At 61.7% G+C, this 20,626-nt stretch carries 15 protein-coding genes; 2 read left to right on the forward strand and 13 right to left on the reverse strand.

Annotated elements, in window-relative coordinates; translation table 11 throughout:
* Window positions 1–240: 240 nt before the first annotated feature.
* From FOZ74_RS05285 to FOZ74_RS05295, 3 genes are all read right to left on the reverse strand, one after another.
* On the reverse strand, window positions 241–1,998 hold the full coding sequence (locus tag FOZ74_RS05285; RefSeq protein WP_186764660.1) for an ABC transporter ATP-binding protein: 1,758 nt from the start codon (window positions 1,996–1,998) through the stop codon (window positions 241–243).
* Window positions 1,999–2,063: 65 nt separating this feature from the next.
* The gene (locus tag FOZ74_RS05290; protein WP_146912086.1) at window positions 2,064–3,293 is read right to left on the reverse strand and encodes a glycosyltransferase family 4 protein; all 1,230 of its coding nucleotides are present in this window, start codon (window positions 3,291–3,293) and stop codon (window positions 2,064–2,066) included.
* Window positions 3,274–4,743, reverse strand: coding sequence for an O-antigen ligase family protein (locus FOZ74_RS05295; RefSeq protein WP_146912087.1), 1,470 nt, complete (start codon window positions 4,741–4,743; stop codon window positions 3,274–3,276). Before FOZ74_RS05295 ends, FOZ74_RS05290 begins: the two co-directional genes overlap by 20 nt.
* 279 nt (window positions 4,744–5,022) lie before the next feature.
* Between FOZ74_RS05295 and FOZ74_RS05300 the strand changes: the two genes are divergently transcribed.
* A complete protein-coding gene (locus FOZ74_RS05300) occupies window positions 5,023–7,572 on the forward strand; it encodes a hypothetical protein (RefSeq protein WP_222434185.1) in 2,550 nt (849 codons plus the stop codon).
* 158 nt (window positions 7,573–7,730) lie between these two features.
* On the opposite strand, the gene FOZ74_RS05305 is transcribed toward FOZ74_RS05300, so the two are convergent.
* The 10 genes from FOZ74_RS05305 to FOZ74_RS05350 form a co-directional block, all read right to left on the reverse strand.
* Window positions 7,731–9,239, reverse strand: a complete 1,509-nt coding sequence (locus FOZ74_RS05305) for a sulfatase-like hydrolase/transferase (RefSeq protein WP_146912089.1) — start codon at window positions 9,237–9,239, stop codon at window positions 7,731–7,733.
* 78 nt (window positions 9,240–9,317) lie between these two features.
* Window positions 9,318–11,408, reverse strand: coding sequence for a hypothetical protein (locus FOZ74_RS05310; protein ID WP_146912090.1), 2,091 nt, complete (start codon window positions 11,406–11,408; stop codon window positions 9,318–9,320).
* Between the two features lie 438 nt (window positions 11,409–11,846).
* Window positions 11,847–12,704, reverse strand: coding sequence for a CpsD/CapB family tyrosine-protein kinase (locus FOZ74_RS05315; RefSeq protein ID WP_146912091.1), 858 nt, complete (start codon window positions 12,702–12,704; stop codon window positions 11,847–11,849).
* Between the two features lie 14 nt (window positions 12,705–12,718).
* Complete coding sequence (locus tag FOZ74_RS05320) at window positions 12,719–14,374, reverse strand: GumC family protein (protein ID WP_146912092.1); 1,656 nt, start codon at window positions 14,372–14,374, stop codon at window positions 12,719–12,721.
* A 40-nt stretch (window positions 14,375–14,414) separates the two neighbouring features.
* On the reverse strand, window positions 14,415–15,566 hold the full coding sequence (locus FOZ74_RS05325; RefSeq protein ID WP_146912093.1) for a hypothetical protein: 1,152 nt from the start codon (window positions 15,564–15,566) through the stop codon (window positions 14,415–14,417).
* A complete protein-coding gene (locus tag FOZ74_RS05330; protein ID WP_146912094.1) occupies window positions 15,566–16,138 on the reverse strand; it encodes a polysaccharide biosynthesis/export family protein in 573 nt (190 codons plus the stop codon). The genes FOZ74_RS05325 and FOZ74_RS05330 overlap by 1 nt, the downstream gene beginning before the upstream one ends.
* A gap of 102 nt (window positions 16,139–16,240) precedes the next feature.
* Window positions 16,241–16,894, reverse strand: a complete 654-nt coding sequence (locus FOZ74_RS05335; RefSeq protein ID WP_146912095.1) for a carbohydrate binding domain-containing protein — start codon at window positions 16,892–16,894, stop codon at window positions 16,241–16,243.
* Window positions 16,895–16,925: 31 nt separating this feature from the next.
* On the reverse strand, window positions 16,926–17,504 hold the full coding sequence (locus FOZ74_RS05340) for a PEP-CTERM sorting domain-containing protein (RefSeq protein ID WP_146912096.1): 579 nt from the start codon (window positions 17,502–17,504) through the stop codon (window positions 16,926–16,928).
* Between the two features lie 98 nt (window positions 17,505–17,602).
* Complete coding sequence (locus FOZ74_RS05345) at window positions 17,603–19,021, reverse strand: undecaprenyl-phosphate glucose phosphotransferase (protein WP_146912097.1); 1,419 nt, start codon at window positions 19,019–19,021, stop codon at window positions 17,603–17,605.
* Window positions 19,021–19,902, reverse strand: a complete 882-nt coding sequence (locus tag FOZ74_RS05350) for an HDOD domain-containing protein (protein ID WP_146912098.1) — start codon at window positions 19,900–19,902, stop codon at window positions 19,021–19,023. The genes FOZ74_RS05345 and FOZ74_RS05350 overlap by 1 nt, the downstream gene beginning before the upstream one ends.
* A 143-nt stretch (window positions 19,903–20,045) precedes the next feature.
* Here FOZ74_RS05350 and FOZ74_RS05355 point away from each other — a divergent pair, with 143 nt between their 5' ends.
* Window positions 20,046–20,549 carry a cyclic nucleotide-binding domain-containing protein gene (locus FOZ74_RS05355; RefSeq protein ID WP_146912099.1) on the forward strand — a complete coding sequence of 168 codons (504 nt, stop codon included), beginning with the start codon at window positions 20,046–20,048 and terminating at the stop codon, window positions 20,547–20,549.
* Window positions 20,550–20,626 lie beyond the last annotated feature (77 nt).

The raw sequence follows: 20,626 nt of genomic DNA on the forward strand, positions 1-20,626 counted from the left end.
GATGGCTCTGCAAAATAATGCTCAGTGTGCTATAGCGCCCCATAACGCTAGAAATCCGGGAGAGGCGGACACAGAGCCATACCCTGACAAGGCCGTATCTTCAGAACTTCGTTCCAACATGTCAAATTTTCTGAGATTCAGATTGAAATCACAAATACGCAACTACAGCGGGTGACTATACAAAATATTACCCACTATATATTCCATAGTTGCTTACATTTGTCCAACAGACGTTTGGATTTAATTTCGCCTGATATCTTTCGATACAGTCTCTCGAATCAATCCGCCTTCCAAGTGGAAGATTCGATGACACCGCGCCAGCGTGGAAACCCTGTGGGCAATCATCAGGATGATGAGGCTGGGGTTGAGCCGATAAATCGCATCCATCACCTTGGTCTCGGTTTCGCCATCCAGTGCGCTTGTGGCCTCATCCAGCACCAGTACATCGGCCTTCTTGTACAAGGCGCGGGCAATGCCAATGCGCTGGCGCTGCCCGCCCGAGAGCTGGATGCCGCGCTCACCTACGCGCGTGCGCGTGCGCTCGGGCAATTGCCGGATGAACTCGGAGAGCTGGGCCGCCTCCAGCGTTTGCGCCAGGTGTGCATGATCGATCTCGCCGGGGGGCACGCCCAGTGCCACGTTTTCGGCAATCGACTTGTCCACCAGGAAAATGGCCTGCGGCACGTGGGCGATGCGCTTGTGCCACCAGGGCAAATTCGCCTCGGTGATGGGCTCGCCGTTGACGACCACCACGCCGCTCGTGGGTCGCAGAAGGCCCATGCAAATGTCGAGCAGCGTGCTTTTGCCGCCGCCTGTCACGCCGACGAAACCCACGCGCTCTCCGGCATTGATGCGCAGATTCACCCCATCGAGCACGGTTTTCTGGTCTGGTCCGTAGGCGAATCGAACCTCTCGCAGTTCGATGGCGGAAACCCCCGCCTCGGATACGCCAGTCCTTGCGTGCACGGTGGGGCCTGGCCGGGGCATCGGCAAATCCAGCAGCGCCAGCGTCTCTTGCACGGTGGCGAGGCTGCCGCGGTAGCTCGCGTACCCGTTGTAAATGACTTGCACGTGCGGCAGCAACCGCTGGCCGCCCAGCGCCAGCGCGCCCAGCACCGGCAGGGCATCCACCACACCGCCAGGGCCGCGCACCAGCCAGTTGGCCAGCGCCACCACCAGGATGATGGCGATGCTCTCGATCACGTACTTGGGCGCGCCGCCCAGCGTGAGATTGGTCGCCTGGGCCGCACGCAACTCGCGATCCACGTAGGCGAACTGGTGCACATACACCTCCTGGTTGTGCTCCAGCGTGATGTCTCGGATCGCGCCCAGGCCTTCTTGCAGGTACTGAAACCGCAGGATGCCATTGCGCGCCACCGTCTCGCTGTTGTGCTGCAGGCGCCGCTTGGCCCACAGACTGACACCGACGTACATCCCGCCAATCAGGCAGCCCGCCACCAGCGCCACCACCGCATCCACCCACAGCAGGGCCGCGAGAATCGAGCTCGCCATCACTGCGGCCACCATCATCAGCATGAGCGGCGCCAACGCCCCCGCGGTCAGGTGGCCGACCTTCTCCATCGCTGAAAGCGTCTGGCTACTGCTGCGACCCAAGTGGTAGGCATAGGGCTGATGCAGCACCCGGCCGAACACCTGCACACCCAAGTCGGTACCAATGGCAAAGATCACCCGATTGCTGGCCCAGGTGAGGAGCAAGCGCAGCGCCCCGGCGATGAACGCGACGCAGCCGAACAGCAGGGACGCGGCCAACAGGCGCGTGCCCCCGATGAGACCCGCCACCGCATCGAGCAGATGAGCAAACCACGGGGCCTTGTCCACGAACTCGGGACTGGCGAGCAGGCCGAGAAACGGCACGATGGCGCCGAGCGTGAACACCTCGCCAAAGGCACCGGCCACCATCAGCAGCGCCACCGTCGCCAATTGCAGGCGGCGCTTGTGGCCAAGGTGATGCCAGACGGTGGAAATCAGTTGAATCATCAAACAGCAAGCAAAACGAAAAAAGGGCAGCGGCGTCAGCGCGATCGGCAGCGCATCGCAGGCGCTTACGCCCCCCCCGCTCGGACATCGGCCACTTCTTGGTAAAACGCCAGATAGGCATCGGCCAAGGCTTGCCCCGAAAACTTTTTGCGCGCAACCTTCTTGGCATTCTCCGACAACCGCAGGGCAAGCTCCGGGGCGTCCAGCACGGCCTGCACGCATGCGCCCAGCCCATCGGCATCCTCGCTCTCGAACAAAAGCCCGGTGCGCCCGTCCTCGATGATTTCGGGAATGCCGCCAACGCGGCTTGCCACCGTCGGCACTCCCTGCGCGAACGCCTCGGCTACGGCGTACGAGAATATTTCCGTGCGCGAGGACACCACGCATACCGCCGCCGCTTTTCTGATGCGCGTCACCTCAGGTCCGTTCTTCCTGCCGAGGAACTCGATGGGGCAGGCGATCGCATACCTTTCCTCGCACCACGCGACAAAATCCTTCCGACTTTGCGGTGTGCCATCGCCGATCTGCATTCGGTCATCGTCCGGACCGACAAAAATCGCACGCACCGCCTCCCGCCTGGATGCGAGCTTGAACATGGCCTCGATGAAAATATCCGCGCCCTTGACCTTGTCGAACCGACCGACGAAGACCACGGTCTTGTTCTCTGGGTCAAATTTCCACTGCTCATCGCTCGCATAAACCGGTAAGGGATTGGGCAAGACGGTTTTCTTGTCAATCTTCTTTTCATAAAATTTCTCGACCGCATCCAGCACGAACCGGGACGGCGCCGAGACCGCCGCCGCAGAAAAAATGGCTTCCCCTTCCCTCTGAACGCGTGCTCGGTAGCGGGCATCATCAAGAACGCCCTGCGCGCGCCCCACAAGAAACCAAGGGCCATGCAGCCTCACGACGACAGGGGCGCCGGCGTGCGTGGCAACCGCGCGAGACTGCCCGAATGCCTCTTCCATTTCGATGACGCATCGGCTGTTTTGCATCGGCCCATTCTTGACGAAACGGCCGAACTTCCATGCCATCATGGATTCATAGGCATCGACGCCAAACATCCTGAGGGTCAGACGTCGCAACAACGAGCGCTGCGACAGATAGTAGCCATATGTCCCATCGTGTTGCAGACCGGGCGGACTACCACTCTTGGCAACCAAGCCGGCCTTGATGGCCCCCAGCCCTTGCAAAAGGGCCATCAGATTCCTTGCATAGGTGCACACACCATTCGGCGTTTCTTCCAGTGGAACACTTGGCGCAAATATGAGCAGTTCAATTTTTCCGGATGCCATGACCCATCCCAACCAGGAACATCAACAACGGGAAAAACACACTCCCTTTGCCAAAAGAACTGACGGTAAATATCACCATTCCCAGACCCACCATAATCACCATGTAGACCCGCGCGGCGTCAAGAACCTCACCATCACCACCACGCTTGGCTCGCCGGTAGACCGCAAGCGGCCAAGCAAATATCAGGCCGGCGAACAAGACCATGGCGACCAAGCCATACTGCAAACCTACCTGAAGATAGGTATTGACAATATCTATGATGCCTTCGCCTTGGCGCAGTACCTGCAAGCGAGGTGCACTCATGAAATGGGGATTTCCCGTCAATGGATGTTGCATGATTTCCTGCATCCCAAGCTCCAACAAGCGTTGCCGATAATCCACGTTGCCAGAATCTTTCAGCATCAGGCCATCAGCCACGGAATCGAAAAGGCCGGTAGCAAATAACAACACGGAAACGAATATTACCCCAATGAAAACATAGTAAATCCCGCGTGACCTATAACTGAGTATCGCATACCACACAACCATCCCTGCACCTATAATCCAAGGCGCGCGAGAAAACGTAAAAACCACCGATAAAAGCAACAATAAAAACAATAACTTTTGCACTGCCGATTTTTGGACATCTTTGATAAGATACGCAAACACCACCATCGCGCAGCTACCAATCGCCGCCAAATGGATGGCCCCCACGGTTGCGGAAGTTCTCAGAAAACCCCCACGGTATTTATAAGTCGTAATCATCAAATCGGGCAAATCAAGCGCACCGCGTAATTCATCATAAACATTCCAGTGCTTTAACATGGTAAACACTCCCATCCCAGACAGAATAATTGCGATGAAAGTAAAACCAAAATAAATATACCTTGCGTCTCTCAATTCGAACGAAGTTTTTCTAGCAATGAGATAAGGCACCAAAATGAGATTGAAATAGACAAACGTCTCGCGAAATCCATCCGACACGGTCGTGTCGCGAAACGACAGCAGCGCTATCAACACAAACAGCAAAATCACCGCCAGCGAAACGCGCTCCCGGCCGACAGGCGTACGGCGCCGCGTTCCAGACAAGAGGTAGCTCAGGCCCAAGACCATGGGCCAAGACAATTCGACGATCTTGTTCAACCCGAAGAAGCCCTGCATGACCCGGCCCAACGACGGAACGGACAGCAGCAGCACGACAAAGAGGCCGCCCTGCGCATGCACGGGCACTCGGTTCTTGACGAAGGGAACGACGAGCAAGGCCAGCAGAATGAAAACGTAATAGTTTGAAGCCAAGAAGGCTGCAGACGTCACCAGCGCCCATGCCACGAAATAGCGCTTGCTGACCGAACTGGGGCCCGTCGACGGCACGCCGTCCAACTGCAGCGTTCTCCCGGCTTTCGTCCACAAGAGATAACAAAGACATCCCACGGCCATGACAACGATGTACGCTTTGAGGTAATTGGGCATTGCAGACAGTCATCTATGGTCAGCGCGGGCTAGCTTGGACAAGGAAGCGCACGCGAGGATCTCATGGCCCCAGGCGGCGCGCTTGCTAAGCGCGCATGCATCGCTTCTCAACTCTGGCGGAGGATGCGCATTTTGCAGGAACAAGAACAGACGTCGCACATAGCCTCCGTCGTGGTTCAGCACGGATGGCTGCTGAATGGTGATCAATCACACACGACCGCACACAGACCGCATACTGTCATCCGGAGGATCAAGCATATGCGCCTGCTGCCGTTAGGGATGGCTTTTTTGCTGACGCTGCTGAGCGCTCTGGCCACGGCCGCGCCCACGTGGCACGTTCAACTCAGCGAACGCGATGGCCTGCCGCTTGCCAGCGCAGGCGGTCAGACTGGCGTGGCGGCGAGCTGGAACTTCTGGGGCGCCCAGTGGAAATGGGTGGGCACGCGCGCCGCTCTGGCGGGCAATGGCCAGGGCGACTATCGGCTGGCGGGCGAAGCGGCGGATCTGGGCGTGGCCTGGATGGCCCAGACCCAGCGCCCCGACGAACACACGCTGACCTACGACCTGCGCATGGCCGCGCGCGGCGCGCAAACGGGCGTGATTGGCGGCGGCGCGGTCTTCAAGTTCGACCTGCCAACCTTTGGCGCGGCGATGGGCCAACCCACGCTGCTGCCGGGCAACACCGGCTGGCAGTGGGGGCGCGAAGGCTCGGCACAAATGACCTTGCGCTTCTCCCCGGCGCTTCCCAAGGTGTTTTTTGAACGCGACAACCCGGCCGAGATACGCGCCTATTTCTACGACGGCTCGATCAATGCGGGTGAACAGCGCTACACCGTGACGCTGAGCTGGACGGGGGACGCCCGCTGGCAGGCACCGCTGGCCGAGCGCCTGGGCGGCCCGCCGGCAGCGCAGTGGCCCAGGGATGCGATCGATGTGCGCACCGCACCCGCGGATCTGCTGGGCACGGCACTCAAAGACTTCCAGACCTTTGCCCCCTTGCACGCGGGCGCGGGCGAGGGCAAGACGCAGACCCGCTACTGGGGCACCAACGTCACTGCCTACGCACTGTTCAACACCCCACGCGAGGTGGTGCAGCAGCAGGCCCGGCGCATGGCCCAACTGGGCTACAACCTGGTGCGGCTGCATCACCACGATTCACCCTGGGTCAACCCCAATGTTTTTGGCAACCCCAAGACCACGGCCGACACGCAGACGCTGGATGCCGAGGCGCTGGACAGGCTGGACTGGTGGATCAAATGCCTGAAGGACGAGGGCATTGCCATCTGGCTGGACCTGCATGTGGGCCGCGCCGTGAAGCGGGGAGACGACATCTACGGCTTTGACGAGATCGCCAAAGGCAAGGACAGCGCGGACATCAAGGGCTTCAACTACGTGAACATCACGCTGCAGCAAGCCATGCGCCGCTTCAACGAAGCCTACGTGACGCACCGCAACGCCTACACCCACCTGGCGTACAAGGACGACCCGGCCATCGTTGCGCTGCTGATCACCAACGAGGACGATGTGACGCACCACTTCGGCAACGCGATGCTGCCCGACAAAAAGGTGCCGCTGCACAGCAAACTCTACATGAACGCGGCCGATGCCTTTGCGCGCCGGCACGATCTTCCGCAGAACAAGACCTGGCGCAGTTGGGAGCCGGGGCCGAGCAAGATCTTCTTGAATGACCTGGAGCAGCGTTTTGACGAAGACATGATCGGACAACTGCGCAACCTGGGCGCCAGGCAGGCCATCGCCACCACCAACACCTGGGGCAACAACCCGCTGTTCTCCTTGCCTGCGCTCACCAGTGGCGACATGATCGACGCGCACAGCTACGGCGGCCCGGGGCAACTGGAAAAAGACCCTGCCTGGTCTGCCACCCTTGGCCACTGGATGGCGGCGGCGCAGGTGGTGGGCATGCCGCTGGCGGTGAGCGAATGGAACGCCGAGCCCTTCCCCGCGTACGACAGGCACACGCTGCCACTGCTGGTGGCGGCGATGGCGTCACACCAGGGCTGGAGTGCGTTGATGCACTACGCCTACACCCAGGAGAGCCCGCGCGAGGACGGCGGCGCCGGGAATTGGCACTCGTACAACGACCCTTCTTTGCTGCCCATGCTGAGCGCGGCCGCGCTGATGTATCGGCGTGGCGACGTGCACCCGGCAAAAACCACCTATGTGTATGACCCGGGCGCCGAGGCCTTCTTTGGCCAGGCCACCTCTGCGGGCAACGCCCCCGCGCTGCGCACGGCCGCGGAGATGGGGCGCCTCTTGATCGCCATGCCTGCCACGCCGCAGCTGCCCTGGCTCACGCGCCGCGCGCCGCCGGCGGGGGCCATCGTCATCAAGGACCCTTCCAAGACACTGCTGCCCGAAGGCGCGCAAGCAGTGACCAGCGACACCGGTGAGCTGACGCGCGACTGGGCCAAGGGCACCTACACCATCAACACAGCTCGCACCCAGGCGGCGATGGGCTGGATCGGCGGCGCCGAGCTGCGTCTGCCCGCCGTGCGGCTGAACCTGCAGACCGGCAATGCCTCGGTGGCGGTGCAAAGCCTGGACGACGCGGCGCTGGGCGCATCGGCCAACGTGATGGTCTCCATCGGCACACGCTCGCTGCCCCAGAAAGGTAACCGCGCGCCCTTCGCGGTAGAGCCGCTGGCCGGCAGCATTACGGTAAAGGCCCCGGCAGGCTTGAAGGCTTGGCGCAACGGCCCGTTCAACCAGTGGATAGCACTGCCCGCCACATACAAGGATGGCAGCTACCAGATCGAGCTGGACGGCAAGCTGCCCGTGCAGTGGATTGCGCTGCGCCAAGCAGGGTAGCGCGCCCAGGAGCGTGGAGGGGACTTCGTTTGATGGTGTTTTATGGCCCTAGCCCTTTCTGGGTATGCGCCGACAGCTAGCTTTTTTGATAATTCAGTCATTGCAAGCTCGGGCGCACCCACCAAGGCCTGGGCCGGCAGGCAAAGGCAACGATCATTTCAGCGCAGCGTGCACGCATCCAGCCTGCGCAGGGCCTGCCAGTCGTGGCCTTCAAACGTGGGGTTGGCACTGCCGGGCCAGCCTGGTTGCTGCATCAGAGCGCCGTAGCCGACGGCGCGGATGACCCCCTCGGCCATCAGCGCATTGCTGTGCTCACCCTTTGGCAGCAAGGCAGGCAAAAGCGCTCTCGCACCCGCATTGACCCACGCCAGAAACGGCACCTCCAGGCTCGCCATGCTGCGGCCATGGCGATAGTCGCTGCTGCATGGCGGCATGATCAGCCCGTGGTCACTGGTGTAGAGCAGCACTGATCGGCGCGCGCCGGAGGCGTCGAGCATGCCTATCCACTGCTTGAGCAGCGTGCTGGTGTAGAAAATGGAGTTGTCGTAGGGATCTGCAAACTCCGCCAGCTCGGGCGGATATCTGTCTTGCACGATCTCGTGGCTGCCAAAGGTATGCAGCACGATCAGCTTGCGCGGGGCCGGGTCGGCCAGCGCCTGTTCGTAGGCAGGCGTGAGGATGCTGTCACGTGGCCCGCCGTCCCCCAGCTTCCGATAAACGGCGGTAGAACGGCGCAGCACCTGATCGAAGAAGTCCGCGACCGGTGCGTTGCGTGAATTGCTGAGAACAAAGACCTTGTAGCCCGCCTGGTGCGCCAGATCGAGAAACGACGGCGCCCGGTGGCGGACGCTGTCCACACTCGATTGACCGGTCAGCACAAAGGGCAGCGCACCGGCGGTATTGAGCCCGCGCGCGAGCACCGTGGTCGCAGCAAGCCCGTCAAGATGGCGCAACGGCGCATTGGTGTCGTCGCCCTGGTAGCCCAACAAGGACCAGCGCTGTGCAGAGGCGCTTTCGCCGAGGATGACCACGACGGTATCCGCCTGCGCGGGCGCTGCGGTTGCCTCGGGCAGCAGTGGCGGGTCCATCACTGCCGTGCCCATCAAGTGGTACTTCCACGCTGACCAAGCCAGGTGCGTCGGATAGATCTTGTATGTCTTGTCGTGAATCTGCCAGCGCAGCGCGTCGCTGCCCCAAACATTTGCCACCGCCAACGCGAGCCAGACCAGAACCGGCGCCAACCAAGTCCATCGCAGCAAACGGTGGCCGCGAAGCCCGTCCGGCGCCACACGGCCCAGCCACCGCCCTGCCAGCACGCACCAGACCAGCCACAGCGCACTGAGCATCACCGGCCGCAGCGGCAACATCGAAAAGAAATCGGTGAGCTCCGCTGGCGTGGTGCGCAGCGCCGTGGCAAACAGGTATTCGTCCGTCAGCTTGCCAAAGTAGTAGACATGAAAGATATCCAGCACCGCGGCCACCGCCAGCACGACAACGGCCAAGCACAGCGACCAGCGCCGAAACGCGAGCGGCCAGAACAAGAAAGCCGAGATTGCAAGCCACGCAAGCGATTTGAGGTCGATGCCAGATAGCAGGCGCGGGCAGAACAGCAGCAACCACGCCGAAAGCACGCCGATCAGCGTCCCACGTGGTCCCAGTCTTCTCAAGTAAGCCTCGCGTGTTCAGCTAGTGGACGGGCCATCCAAGTGTCACGAGACCTCGCACCGCTCGACCAAAGGCCGCCCTCACCGTGCTGCGAAGACCAGGTCACGAGGCCAGGCCTCTGCGCCCTCCTTCAGTTGAATGCGCACTACCGACAGGCCCTCGGGCAAATTCACTTCGGCGGCGCTTGACGCAACGGCTGCGCCCGCGTCCGCAGGAGGCTGCGTGACCACGTCGATCGATTGACCGTTGACCAGCAACTCGAGCGAGGGCCGCTCCTTCTTTGCCAGCGTCACCACCGACACGGCGTAGCGTCCAGCTCGCGTTGTGCGCACCGGCACGAGCAAGAATTCGTTGTGCGCATTTGCGCCGTTTTCCCTCAACAACCACGCACCATTGTTCGCCCAGCTTCCGCTGGAATCTCCCCGGTGCACGACCTCCGCCGCCGGATCGCGCAGCGCCACCGTGCCCGGCACCGCGCCGCCCAGGGTGAGCGCGGCAACAGGGCGCGTAGCCAGGCTGGCAAGAAATTGCATCTTCACGCTGCTGGTGTCCGAGGCCGTGGGGTTCTTGGTCTCGTCCACAAAGCGCCATGGATCTCCCATGCTGGTGTAGTTGTAGTACACGAACAAGTCACCACCGTTGGCATTCCATGCATCGTGCATCCGGCTCATCGCTTGCGCCATGCGCGGGTCGGTGTTGAGCGTGTTGGCGATCGCCTTGCCTGCCTCTCCCTTCACACCCGTGCCAGGCTCCGGCCCGCCCTCGTACGCCACGTTGCGCAGGCCAAAACCCTGGGTCCATACGGTATCGAGCTTGATCTTGTCAACGACCTTCTGCTCTGGCTGCGCGTCAAAGTAGTCTTGTACCGCCGTAGGATTTTTGATGTCAACGGAACCACCGCCGTAGTACGGCGCGCCGCCCCCGCCCCACCAGATGCCTGAGAGGTCATTGGTTTTGTAATACCCGGCGGCCCAGATCAGCCCTTCGGAGAGCAACGCGTTGGCATTGCCCACTTGCGAGGCCAGTATCGGGCGGACACGACTGCCCATGTTCTCCGCACCCCAGACCGCGCGGAACTTCTCGCTGATCAGGGCCGAGCGCCAGGCGATGTAGCGCGCCCTCTCCCTGCCCTTGGCAGCACCATCGAAGTTGATGGGGTGGCTGGGGTCGGCCGCGGCCGCATCGACGATGGGCGTGAGCCAGTGCGTGGCCTGAAAGCCCCAGTTCCACAGTTCATTGGCGTATTCGACATAGACCTTGAGTCCGGCATTGAGCGGTGGGTAGGCCGGGTGGGCCTGGGCGGTGGTGTAGGGCAGGTTGCCGTCCGAGCCGTAGCGCAGCAATTGCGCCAGTTTGGTCATGTAGTCTTCGTTGGCAAAGATGGGAACGTTCACCCAGATGTCTCGCCCGGTCGCGTTGGCCAGTGCGACGAGCCACTCTATGGATTGCCCTCGGGGGTCTGTTCTGCCGATGTAATCCGGGCGCGTCCGATCCGCCCACGAGACGGTCACGTTGTCGGTGTTGGTGTTCAGCGAGTCCATCGCACGCAGGACCTGCACGGTCTGCATCGCCTGGATGAACTCCCTGGTGAAAACGATGTCGTTGCTGGGCGCGTACCCGGGACGCCACAGGTGAAGTTTCGTCACGCCATCTGCGGTGCTGGATTGGGCACTGCGCTTGGTGTCGCGAAAGGTGAGCCAAGTGTTGCGTACGCTGATTCCGGGCAACACGACGTCTGCCGTGGTGAGGTTGCTCGCGGCGTCGTAGCGCTGGTTTTCAATGCGCCCGCGCTCGGGTTGCGCATTAATACCTAGAACCGCCTGCCCGGCAAACGACAGCTTGTAGGTGCCTGCGCCGATATTGGTCGAGCTGACGAACAGGTTGAAGTCCGACAGCGGAGCCCCATCCGCATCGAGGCCGCCCGCCGAGTTGGTGATGCTGGACTGGCGCACCACGTCAGCCATCGCAAAACTCTGGTCCCAGTAGCTCAGTTGCGGCAGGTTGATCCCCACCTGCCCCGCCGAACCTTGCACCTGGGCAGGCGGCTTGCCAGCAGCCGCTTCGTCAGAACCACCGCCACATGCCAATAACAAAACCACCAAAGGGACGACAAAAAGTCTCAGATGATGAAGGAGATGGGAAGAGTTTCTGCGCATGGTTTTGCCACTCATACAACAAGCCACGCTTGTCGGGCGTGGACTTCAGGGGCTTTGGGATAGAACAAGAAAACCATTGTGCCGCAGCCCGACCGACCAGATGCTGCCTCGGCCCTCACCCGCCAAGGTCTGCGGCGGTGTGGCCTCTCAGAGGTCGATGCAGTTGCCTGTCTCTACCAGCACCGAATCCCGCAGCCAGCCCTCCGGCCCCATCTCGACGTGACTGCACACCACAGAAAGGCCTTCACGCAAGGTGATCATTGCCGCACTCGAAGTGACCGGGGTGCTGTCGATGACGCGGCCGGTTGCACGGCCAGGTCCACGGGCATGCCAGTGAGGGCCGCTTCCAGCACAGGATGTTGGTCTTGGACGAGGGCGCTGATGGCGTTTTGTAGCACATGGACACGCCGTCGCCGTTGGCCTTTCACATCCTGCTAGCGCGATGGTGCTCCTTCACGCATTGCCGTAGCCGTACTCGTAGCCTCTGCGCACTTCAGCGTCCGCCTTGTTCAGCACTACACCGAGCAGCTGTCCAGCCGGGATGTGGCGCATGCTTTCTTCAATCTCGCGTTGCGTGCTGTTGCCGTTGCCCACCACCATCAGCACGGCATCCATGCGCGGCAGGATGGCCATGACGTCGTCGCCCGCCATCATCGGCGGCAGATCGAAGATGACGGTGCGGTCCTGGTAGCGTTCGCGCAGATCGGAGACGAGGCTGGCCACCGGAGCGGAGGTGAGCACTTCGGCGGCACGCTGGACTGGTTCGTTGGTCGGCAGCACCACCAGACGCGGGAGGTCAGGGTTGATCAAGGCTTCGGCCACCGGGGCCGTGCCGGCCAACACTTCGTTGAGCGATGGCGTCTTGCGCACGCCGAGGTAGCTGCCGACCCGCGGGCGGCGCAAGTCGAAGTCCACCAACATCGCGGTGCGCTGCGTGTGGTGCGCCACGCTGATCGCCAGGTTGATGGCAATCACCGTCTTGCCCGATTCGGCGGTGGGTGACGTGATGGCCAGTGTGCGCCAGCCTTTTTCATCCATTTTCTGCAGGATTTGCGTGCGCAGGACATCAAACGCCCAGTTGTTGGGATTGGTCTTGCTGAATGCGACGATGCGCTGGCGCTCCAGATGCACGGGGTCGAGCGTGACGACCTGCGTCTGGGTGTAATTCACATCGATGCCGCCATCACCCAGGGGCGGCGCTGCGGGTTGCAAAGTTGCAGGCGCTGCGCGTCTCGGCCCGGGCTGCACGTGCTGGGTGTTACTGCCGGCCTGCGCGCGGGCTTTTTCCAGAGCCTGTTTGATGCGTTCCATGAGGCACTACCGATCTACGAAAGCCGCAGGAGCACCTTGAGCGCCAGCGTATCCAGGGGCATGTACAGAAAATGGATGGCCACCAACGCGGCCACCAGCGCCACCAGCGCAGCGCCTGCGGCGCGCACCATGAGTTTGCGCTTGCGCACGCCCTCCTGCGCAATGGTGATGTAGGGCACGATGACCAGCGGGCGCTGCCCGACGATGGCGGTCAAAGCGCCGGCGCCGCGCACGGTGCCGCGCAAGGTCTCGAGCAGCACCACCATGCCCACAGACGCCATGGCGGCCAGCGCCAGACCCAGCGCAATCATCTTCCTGCGATTGGGCTTGATTGGCCGATCTGGCGCTATGGGCGGCTCCAGCAGCGAAAAGCGCTCTGCCTTTTGCTCACCCTCCAGGTTCTCGGCGACCTGGGCGCTCATTTGCTTGGCGCGGATTTCTTCGTACTTACGCTGTGCGGTTTCGTGGTCACGCATGAGCGACGCAAGGCCGCGCTCGACCTGCGGCGCCTTGAGCATCTGGCTTTCGGCGTCGCGCAGGCGCGCCTGCAACTGGCCCTGCTCTGCCCGCAGTGCCGTCATGCGCGAACGCGCACTGCTGATGCGCGACTCGATTTTTGCCACGACCATCTGTGCCGCTGCCACGCTGGGGGCCATGGGCAGCGCCTTGGTGGCCGGATCGCCATCGGCGGGCGCCGCTGCCGCCTGTTTGGCCGCTTCGGCGATGGATTTTTCCAGTGCCGCAATGCGGCGTTTGGCAATGCGGATATCAGGATAGCTGTCGGTGTAGAGCTCCTGCATCTGCGCCAATTGCACACGCAGCTTCTGCAATTCAAGCTCGTCGGCATTGGCGCCACCAGGGGCCGAGACGCCGCCGCTCACGGCGGCAGCCGCGCTGGCCACTGCGGCCTTGGCGCTCGCCAGCTCGACATCGAGCGAACGGGCCTCTTCTTCTGCGGCGCTGTAATCGCGCTGCGAAGTGCGCAGATCGGTTTCCAGGCGCTGGATGGCGTTCATGCTCAGCAAGCTGTTCTGCGGCAGCGCGGCGCCATTTTCTTGCTTGTAGCTGGCGATCTGGCTCTCGATGGTCGTGAGCTCGGCTTTGAGTTTGTTGGCTTCCTGGGTGAGGAACTCGGTCGTCTGCGTGGCCCGCTCGGTACGGACCTTGACGTTCTCGTTCAGAAACAGCGTCACCAGTTCGTTGGCCACGCGCTGCGCGATATCGGGTCGGCGGTCTTCAAAGGAAACCTTGAAGGCGATGGTTGCCGAGCCGCGACTGCCGGCCTGCAGGTTGGCGTTGACAAGGGTGACCCCGATGCGATCACGCATCTCGTCGATCTGCTCGGACGGTGTGAATGTGATGGAGCGATCCTTGAACAACTGGTATTTGTCGATGATGCGCATCAGGTTCTCGCGCGTCATCACGCGCTGCTTGATGACCTGGATGCGCTCATCGGCAAAGCTGGTGACCGTGGCCTGCACCAGATCGGTCGGGATCTGTTGCGATTCGATCATGATGGTGCCGGTGGACTGATAGACCGGCGGCACGAGCAAGGCAACGACGATGGCCAGCGCGGAGACGCTGACAAAAGTCGCCACGATGAGCAGCAAGTGGCGCCGAACAATGGCGATGTAGTCGCGCAGCGACGGCTGATAGTCTTCTTGGGGCATGCGCTGGGCAGGAGGCACGATGAGCTGACGCCGGCTGGCGTCAGAAATCCGGGTTCAGGTAGGTAAACACCAGCCCGGTGACGGTGGAACCAGCGCGTGTAGGCAGTGCGATCGCATCATGGTTGACGCGAATGCGGCGCACCTGCAGCGCCATGCTCCAGGCGGGGCTGAGTTCGGTGGATACGCGCAGGCCGAGCTCGCGCGAGGTGTCGACCTGCGTGTTCCTGGTTCGGTTGTACGATGCATCGAGCGCCACGCGCGTGAATTCGGTCAACGCGTAGTCCAGCGTGACACGCACCTGCTGGCTGGGTGAGAAGGTGCCGCGCAAACTGTCGGGCACAGGCTGGCGCGCGATCGAGACAGCCGCGCTCCAGCGCGGCGCCTTGTAGCCCAGCAGACCCACGGCGGTAGCCTGGGTGCCGCCCGTGGCGCCCGACAGGCGACTTGCGCCCACGCGCACATCCCATGACCAGGGGTCGTCGGGGGCTGCATAGCGGTTGCCGATCGAGAGGCCGCGCATCAAGGTGTTGAGGCTGCCCGATGTACCAGGTGCCAGCGGGTCAGAGGCAAAACTGGACAAACTGCCAGAGAGATAAACATCTTTGCCTGGCCCGATCGCACGGCTGAACTCGGCATTGAGGCCGTACTGCCTTCCATCAGGGGCCGCGCGCGATGTATAGCGATCCCAGCGCGCGCTCAGGCTACCACTGAGCATGTGAATGTCGTCCAACTGGTGCACCGCCGTAGCATCGGCGCGGCGCGTGGTCCGCGTGCCATCGGTGGTGCTCAGTTGCCCGGTTTCCTGCAGCAGCGCATCGCGCAACGCCGACTGCTCCACACCGGCACGCAGCACGTAGAGCGTTCTTTCGCTGGCATGTTGCCACTCGCCCAGCGCAGTGCCGTCGCGGCGGTTACGGCTCAGTGCCGTATTGCTGCTTTGCTCTAGCGTGGCGCCCAGCTTCAGGCTCAAGTCGTCCGGGCCATCACGGCGCAGCAGGCTGTAGCTGGGGCTGACACGCAGGCGGGTGACGCCGCCCTTGGAAACGGATGTCAAGGCGGGGTTGGCATCGTGCTCGATGCCTGACGACACCTCTATCCTTTGCTGGTACAGGGACTGTGCATGCAGCGTCGATACCGGCCACGCGAGCAGCGCTGCGCAGAACGCGAAAGGAGCTGCCGATCGCGGCGCCATCACGGAACGAGTATCGTATCGCCCGCCTGCAAAACCACATTGGTCTGCAAGTCGTTGCCCTTGATCAGATCGTTGTAACGCACGTCCAGAACCGTGTGCTTGCCCGCGTCCTGACGCAGAACGCGCACTGCGTTGCCGTCGGCAAAACGATCGAGCCCGCCAACCAGGCTGAGCGCCTGCATCACGGTGGTGGAATCCGCGATCAACGGCACCACGCCCGGCTTGGCCACCTTGCCCACCACGTACACCACATTGCCTTCGGCGGCAACCACCGATACCGTCACGATGGGATCAGGCATGTAGGGCTTGAGTCGCTCGACCAGTTCTTTCTCCACGGTGTCGGTATCCAGGCCCGCCACGACGACGCGGCCCACCAAAGGCAGCGTGATGCTGCCGTCAGGCAGCACGCGCACCTCTCGCTGCAGCGCGGTATCGCGCCAGACCGAAACCTGAAGCTTGTCCGCTGGATGCAAGGTGTACGGAGCCAGAGCCTCAGACCACGCCGATCCGCTCCAGATGGTGGCGATGGCCAGAACGAACAGAGTTTGCTTGAGCAATGAGACGATGCGCATGAGCGTAAGCCTGTGGTTTGCAAGAACGGCGTCGAAGGCAGGTTCGACACAACAAAAAAGGGGGCCTGAGCGCCCCCTGATCATACAGATGCTCGAGCGGCTTCAAGCAGCCAAGGCGTCAGCTTCTGCTTCATTGGCGGCCTTGCGGCGCCGCAACACGCCCGCACCGAGCATGGCCGAGCCGAACAGCAGCGCGGCGCCAGGCAGAGGCACGGCGCTCACGGAAACGGCATCCAGGCCACCGCCAAATGAATCCGAAGTACCGCCAGCGCTGAACTTGAGCGTCGAGAGCACCGAATCAGCGACCACGTTGAAGGTATACATCACCCACTCGTTGCCGGTGCTGCCCCCGGTACCGGTATAAGGCGACCCAGGCAGAGCGACGCCATTCCAGGTGACTGCGATCGGGTTGGTGCTCGCGGGTTGATTCATCCGGGGCGAGTACATGAAGCTGATCTGGTAGGTCTGGCCAATCACCGTCGCCAAGTCCTGCCAGATGCTCATGTTCTTGGTGGAATCGAGCTCGACATAGTTGTCCTGGTCGTACGCCTGGCCTGCCACGTTGTTGCGCACCTCCACCATTGCGTCGCCAGTCATCTTCCATCCCGGCAGGAAATCGGTGTAGACGAAAGAACCGCTCGCGACGACCGGATTCTCGAACGAGCCGTTCACCACGATATTGCTGGCCTGCGCTGCGCCGGCAAACGCCATCGTAGCCACGACGGCGGCGCCACAGAAAAATTTGCCAAGTGCCATGTGCCCTCCAAAAAAGCTGAAAAACCTGTTGTCAAACCTTGCGGCGGCTGGAAAAACCGACGAACCCCATCAGTGCGGCCCCAAACATCCAGAGCGCGCCAGGCAAGGGCACCGCTGTCACATCCGTGGTGACAGCCTCCCACCCGGGGACGTTCTTCTGAACCTGCAAAACGTACTGCTGGCCTGATTGCAGCGCGTACTGAAACCCCTGCCCCACCGTCAAATAGGGCACGGTCTCGGCGAGCGCGCCTTGGGCAAGACCGTTGCCGGCGGTACCGATGGCGGCAATCTGCGCCGTGCGCAATGTCGGATTGGTATCCAGCCAAAGGAAATAGCGCACTGGCACGGTCTCGTCGCGTGTTGAGCCAAGAACAAACGTGGTCAAGGTATCGAATGCACCCGCCACCAACTCGTAGAAGTAGTTGGCGGTGTAGGCCTGCCCGTTGGGCTGGCCGTTGGCGTCACGATCACTTGCCGTCGTGACAATCGAAAACGGCTGCCCGCTGGCGACGCTGTAGGAATCAAGTACATTGACTTGTACCGCGCCTGCCACACCAGCCAGCCCCAAGGCGACGCAAGCAGCCAAGGTTCGGATCACGTTCTTGAACACGAGAGACACTACGCAAAAAGGTTAATCTGAGACGGGGCCAAGCGTAGCCATGGCCGGGGGCGGCAGCAATGGCCCATTGGGACTATTCCGTTAGGCTGTCAATACGCCTTCTTGCCCGTGAACGCACTGAAGGTACGCAGCAGGATGGACAGGTCCAGCCACAGCGACCAGTTGTTGATGTACTCGATGTCAGACTGGACGCGCAGTACCATTTCATTGATGTCCCGTGTCTCGCCACGGTAGCCCCGCACCTGCGCCAAGCCCGTGATCCCTGGCTTGATGTTGTGGCGTGCGAAGTACTGCTGGATGCGGCTTGAATACTCCTGGTCGTGCTGCACCGCATGAGGGCGTGGCCCCACAAGCGACATCTCGCCGCGCAGCACGTTGAAGATCTGCGGCAATTCATCCAGGCTGGTGCGCCGAATGAATGCGCCCACGCGGGTGACGCGGGGGTCGCCCCGCGTGGCTTGGCGCACTACGCCTTGTTCCACCGGATGCACATACATGCTGCGGAATTTCCAGATGCGAAATGTGGCGCCATTCCAGCCCATGCGCGACTGGCGGAAGAACACGGGGCCGGGGCTGTCAAGCCTTACCGCCAAGGCAACCAGACCGAGGACAGGCACAGCCGCAAGACAGATCAGCGAGCCCAGAATCACGTCTTCCAGCGACTTCACCAGACGTCTCGTGCCCGTGAGGGGCGTTTCGGACAAGGTGAGCACGGGCACGCCAGCGATCTCGCGCACACTGTGGTTGATGAGCCGCAAAGAGAAGATGTCCGGCACCCAATGAATGGCGACATGCTCATCGAGCAGCTTGAAATAGAGCTCTTCAACCACCGCTGATGCATGCAGCGGGATGGCGAAATACACCGTCCGGACGCCGTGGCGCTCTATCAGTTCAAGCAGATGATCTAGCGTCCCGAGCACGGGGGGCAACCCGTCCACCGGCGAAGTGCTGGTGTTGTCGGCATCCTCCTGCAGGGCGACACACCCGACAACGCGCTCGGACAGCCACGGGTTGTGCGAAATCCGCTGATGCAGATAGGAGGCCAGCTGGCTGGTGCCGACGATGATCACGTTGTCGGTTTCGACCGCGTGGCGCACGAAATACTTCTGCAGCGAACGCACGATGAGGTGCAACAGCAGTTGCACGAACAAGCCAAGCACGTACAGCTGAGCGATCAGGCGACGCGAGAAGACATCGGTCTGCTTGGTCAGAAAGCCGAGCAGCAGCAGTACGGCAAACGCCAGGCTCCAGGCTTGAATCAGCCGAACGGCTTTGCCGGTGAAGTTGGAGTTGCTGCGGTAGATGGCAAACTGATCGTAGAGCAAACCCATGATCACGAGCAGCGTCATCACCAGCACCGTGTAGTGGGCGGTCAATGCACCGATTTGGCGCTGGATCAACAGGTAGGCAATCGTCAGCACGGCGGCGCCGTCAAGCGCCGCCTGCAGTGCGTTGCTGAAATTGCCGCGTCGCTGCAGTACGGAGCGGTTCCCCCCCAGATTACTCATCAGCCGTCAAGCGCTTCCAGCAGATCATCGAAAGCTGCCGTGGCCCGTTGGACGAGTTCATCCACCTGCTCGGCGGTCATGGGTGCAAACGCTGTGGTATCTGGCACATCGGCGCTGTGGGGCGAGCGATCAAAAACGCCCGGCATCAAAGCATCGGCATGGAGCATGCAGGCCATCAACGCCTGCGCCCGTTCGGCGACCTCGCGACTCTGATGCCACGCGCTGAGCACCGCCACGATGTCAGCGGGCATGTCCAGGATTTGCACAAGGCGTGCGGTGACCTGCGGCGCATGCAAATCCAGCAGATTGCGCAAAACGGCTTCTTCCGACGGGAGGCTGTACCTTGGATCATGGCTGGCGCGCTGCAGCAGATAGAAAGTACCCAGATCCGAAACCAGTCCGCACAGTGCCGCTTCATCGGGCATCACGGCGCCGTAACCAGGCGCCAGCATGCGAGCCAGCACCGAGAGTTGCACCGACCGCTGCCATGCGGCATCGGCCATCGCGTTGAAGTGTGGCGCACCCACAAGCGCACGCATTTGCGCCACCGCAACTGCAGTGGCTGCGGTACGCACCATGTTGAAACCCACGCGCTGAATGGCCTTGTCCACGCTGAGGATCTCCCGCCCACCAGGATTGAACGTTGCGCAGTTGGCCAAGCGCAGAATCTGCGCGGTCACAAGCGGCTCTGCGCCGGCAAGCTTGGTGACCTGCGCTATCGAAGCATTGGGGTCATCCAGCACCCGCCGCAATGCGGCAAGCAACTTGAGTCCGGTAGGGAAGTGCGCATCTCCCGCTAGCAGGTCTCGCTCCATGGCGGTCAGGAAACCCTGGTGACTGAGATGCTCGGCGCTAAAGGTGATGGTGTTTGATGGCCCCATGACAGGTAAATCAATTCACGGTTTTGCATTATGGCTCAGCCGGATCGGTATCACCTGCGGGGAAAAGGTATCTGATCGAGCTATTGCGCCGCCAGGAGAAGGCGATAGGATCACACCAGTCCATCCGCCAAGACTGTCCATAAATGCTTGAAGCGCTGCCGTCCCACTTTGAGTACCTGGGTAACGCACAGGACTACGCTGCCGACATCCATGACATCTTCGTCAGCGCCCCGCTCTTCGAGCCTCTTGACATTGCCGAGACGACGCTGCTGTGCAACTTCATGGCGGTGTACTCCACACACACGAACACGACACTGCTGAATCAGGGCGGCTCGCCAGCCTACATGATCATTTTGCTGACTGGCATGGCCAAGGCAGTGCGCACCGACGACAACGGCAAAGATATCTGGCTGCACAATTTGCGACCGGGCGACACCTTTGGCGAACTGGCCATGCTGGACAACGAACCCTTGCGCGCATCGTGCATTTCCAGCGAACCGGTCGATCTGGTCGTACTTTCGCGCGACGCATTCCGGGATGTCCTGCTCACGCTGCCGCGTCTGGGCAACAAATTGTTGATGCTTTTCCTGCGCGTGACGTCGCGGCGCCTGCAGTTGACGGAAGCGTATTTGCCAGAGCTGCGCTAGCGCGGCGGGGAGCTGTACGCCCTCCAAATCAAACCTTGCAGGCAATCAGGGCATGTACGTGCCAGCCTCGCGACCTG

Source organism: Comamonas flocculans, assembly GCF_007954405.1.
In the GTDB taxonomy this organism is placed as follows: Bacteria; Pseudomonadota; Gammaproteobacteria; order Burkholderiales; family Burkholderiaceae_C; genus Comamonas_C; species Comamonas_C flocculans.

Bases quoted from the DNA above. Each gene is read 5' to 3' on its own strand.
- FOZ74_RS05285 (WP_186764660.1), bottom strand. From the start codon at position 1,998: ATGATTCAACTGATTTCCACCGTCTGGCATCACCTTGGCCACAAGCGC.
- FOZ74_RS05290 (WP_146912086.1), bottom strand. From the start codon at position 3,293: ATGGCATCCGGAAAAATTGAACTGCTCATATTTGCGCCAAGTGTTCCA.
- FOZ74_RS05295 (WP_146912087.1), bottom strand. From the start codon at position 4,743: ATGCCCAATTACCTCAAAGCGTACATCGTTGTCATGGCCGTGGGATGT.
- FOZ74_RS05300 (WP_222434185.1), top strand. From the start codon at position 5,023: ATGGCTTTTTTGCTGACGCTGCTGAGCGCTCTGGCCACGGCCGCGCCC.
- FOZ74_RS05310 (WP_146912090.1), bottom strand. From the start codon at position 11,408: ATGAGTGGCAAAACCATGCGCAGAAACTCTTCCCATCTCCTTCATCAT.
- FOZ74_RS05315 (WP_146912091.1), bottom strand. From the start codon at position 12,704: ATGGAACGCATCAAACAGGCTCTGGAAAAAGCCCGCGCGCAGGCCGGC.
- FOZ74_RS05320 (WP_146912092.1), bottom strand. From the start codon at position 14,374: ATGCCCCAAGAAGACTATCAGCCGTCGCTGCGCGACTACATCGCCATT.
- FOZ74_RS05325 (WP_146912093.1), bottom strand. From the start codon at position 15,566: ATGGCGCCGCGATCGGCAGCTCCTTTCGCGTTCTGCGCAGCGCTGCTC.
- FOZ74_RS05330 (WP_146912094.1), bottom strand. From the start codon at position 16,138: ATGCGCATCGTCTCATTGCTCAAGCAAACTCTGTTCGTTCTGGCCATC.
- FOZ74_RS05335 (WP_146912095.1), bottom strand. From the start codon at position 16,894: ATGGCACTTGGCAAATTTTTCTGTGGCGCCGCCGTCGTGGCTACGATG.
- FOZ74_RS05345 (WP_146912097.1), bottom strand. From the start codon at position 19,021: ATGAGTAATCTGGGGGGGAACCGCTCCGTACTGCAGCGACGCGGCAAT.
- FOZ74_RS05350 (WP_146912098.1), bottom strand. From the start codon at position 19,902: ATGGGGCCATCAAACACCATCACCTTTAGCGCCGAGCATCTCAGTCAC.
- FOZ74_RS05355 (WP_146912099.1), top strand. From the start codon at position 20,046: ATGCTTGAAGCGCTGCCGTCCCACTTTGAGTACCTGGGTAACGCACAG.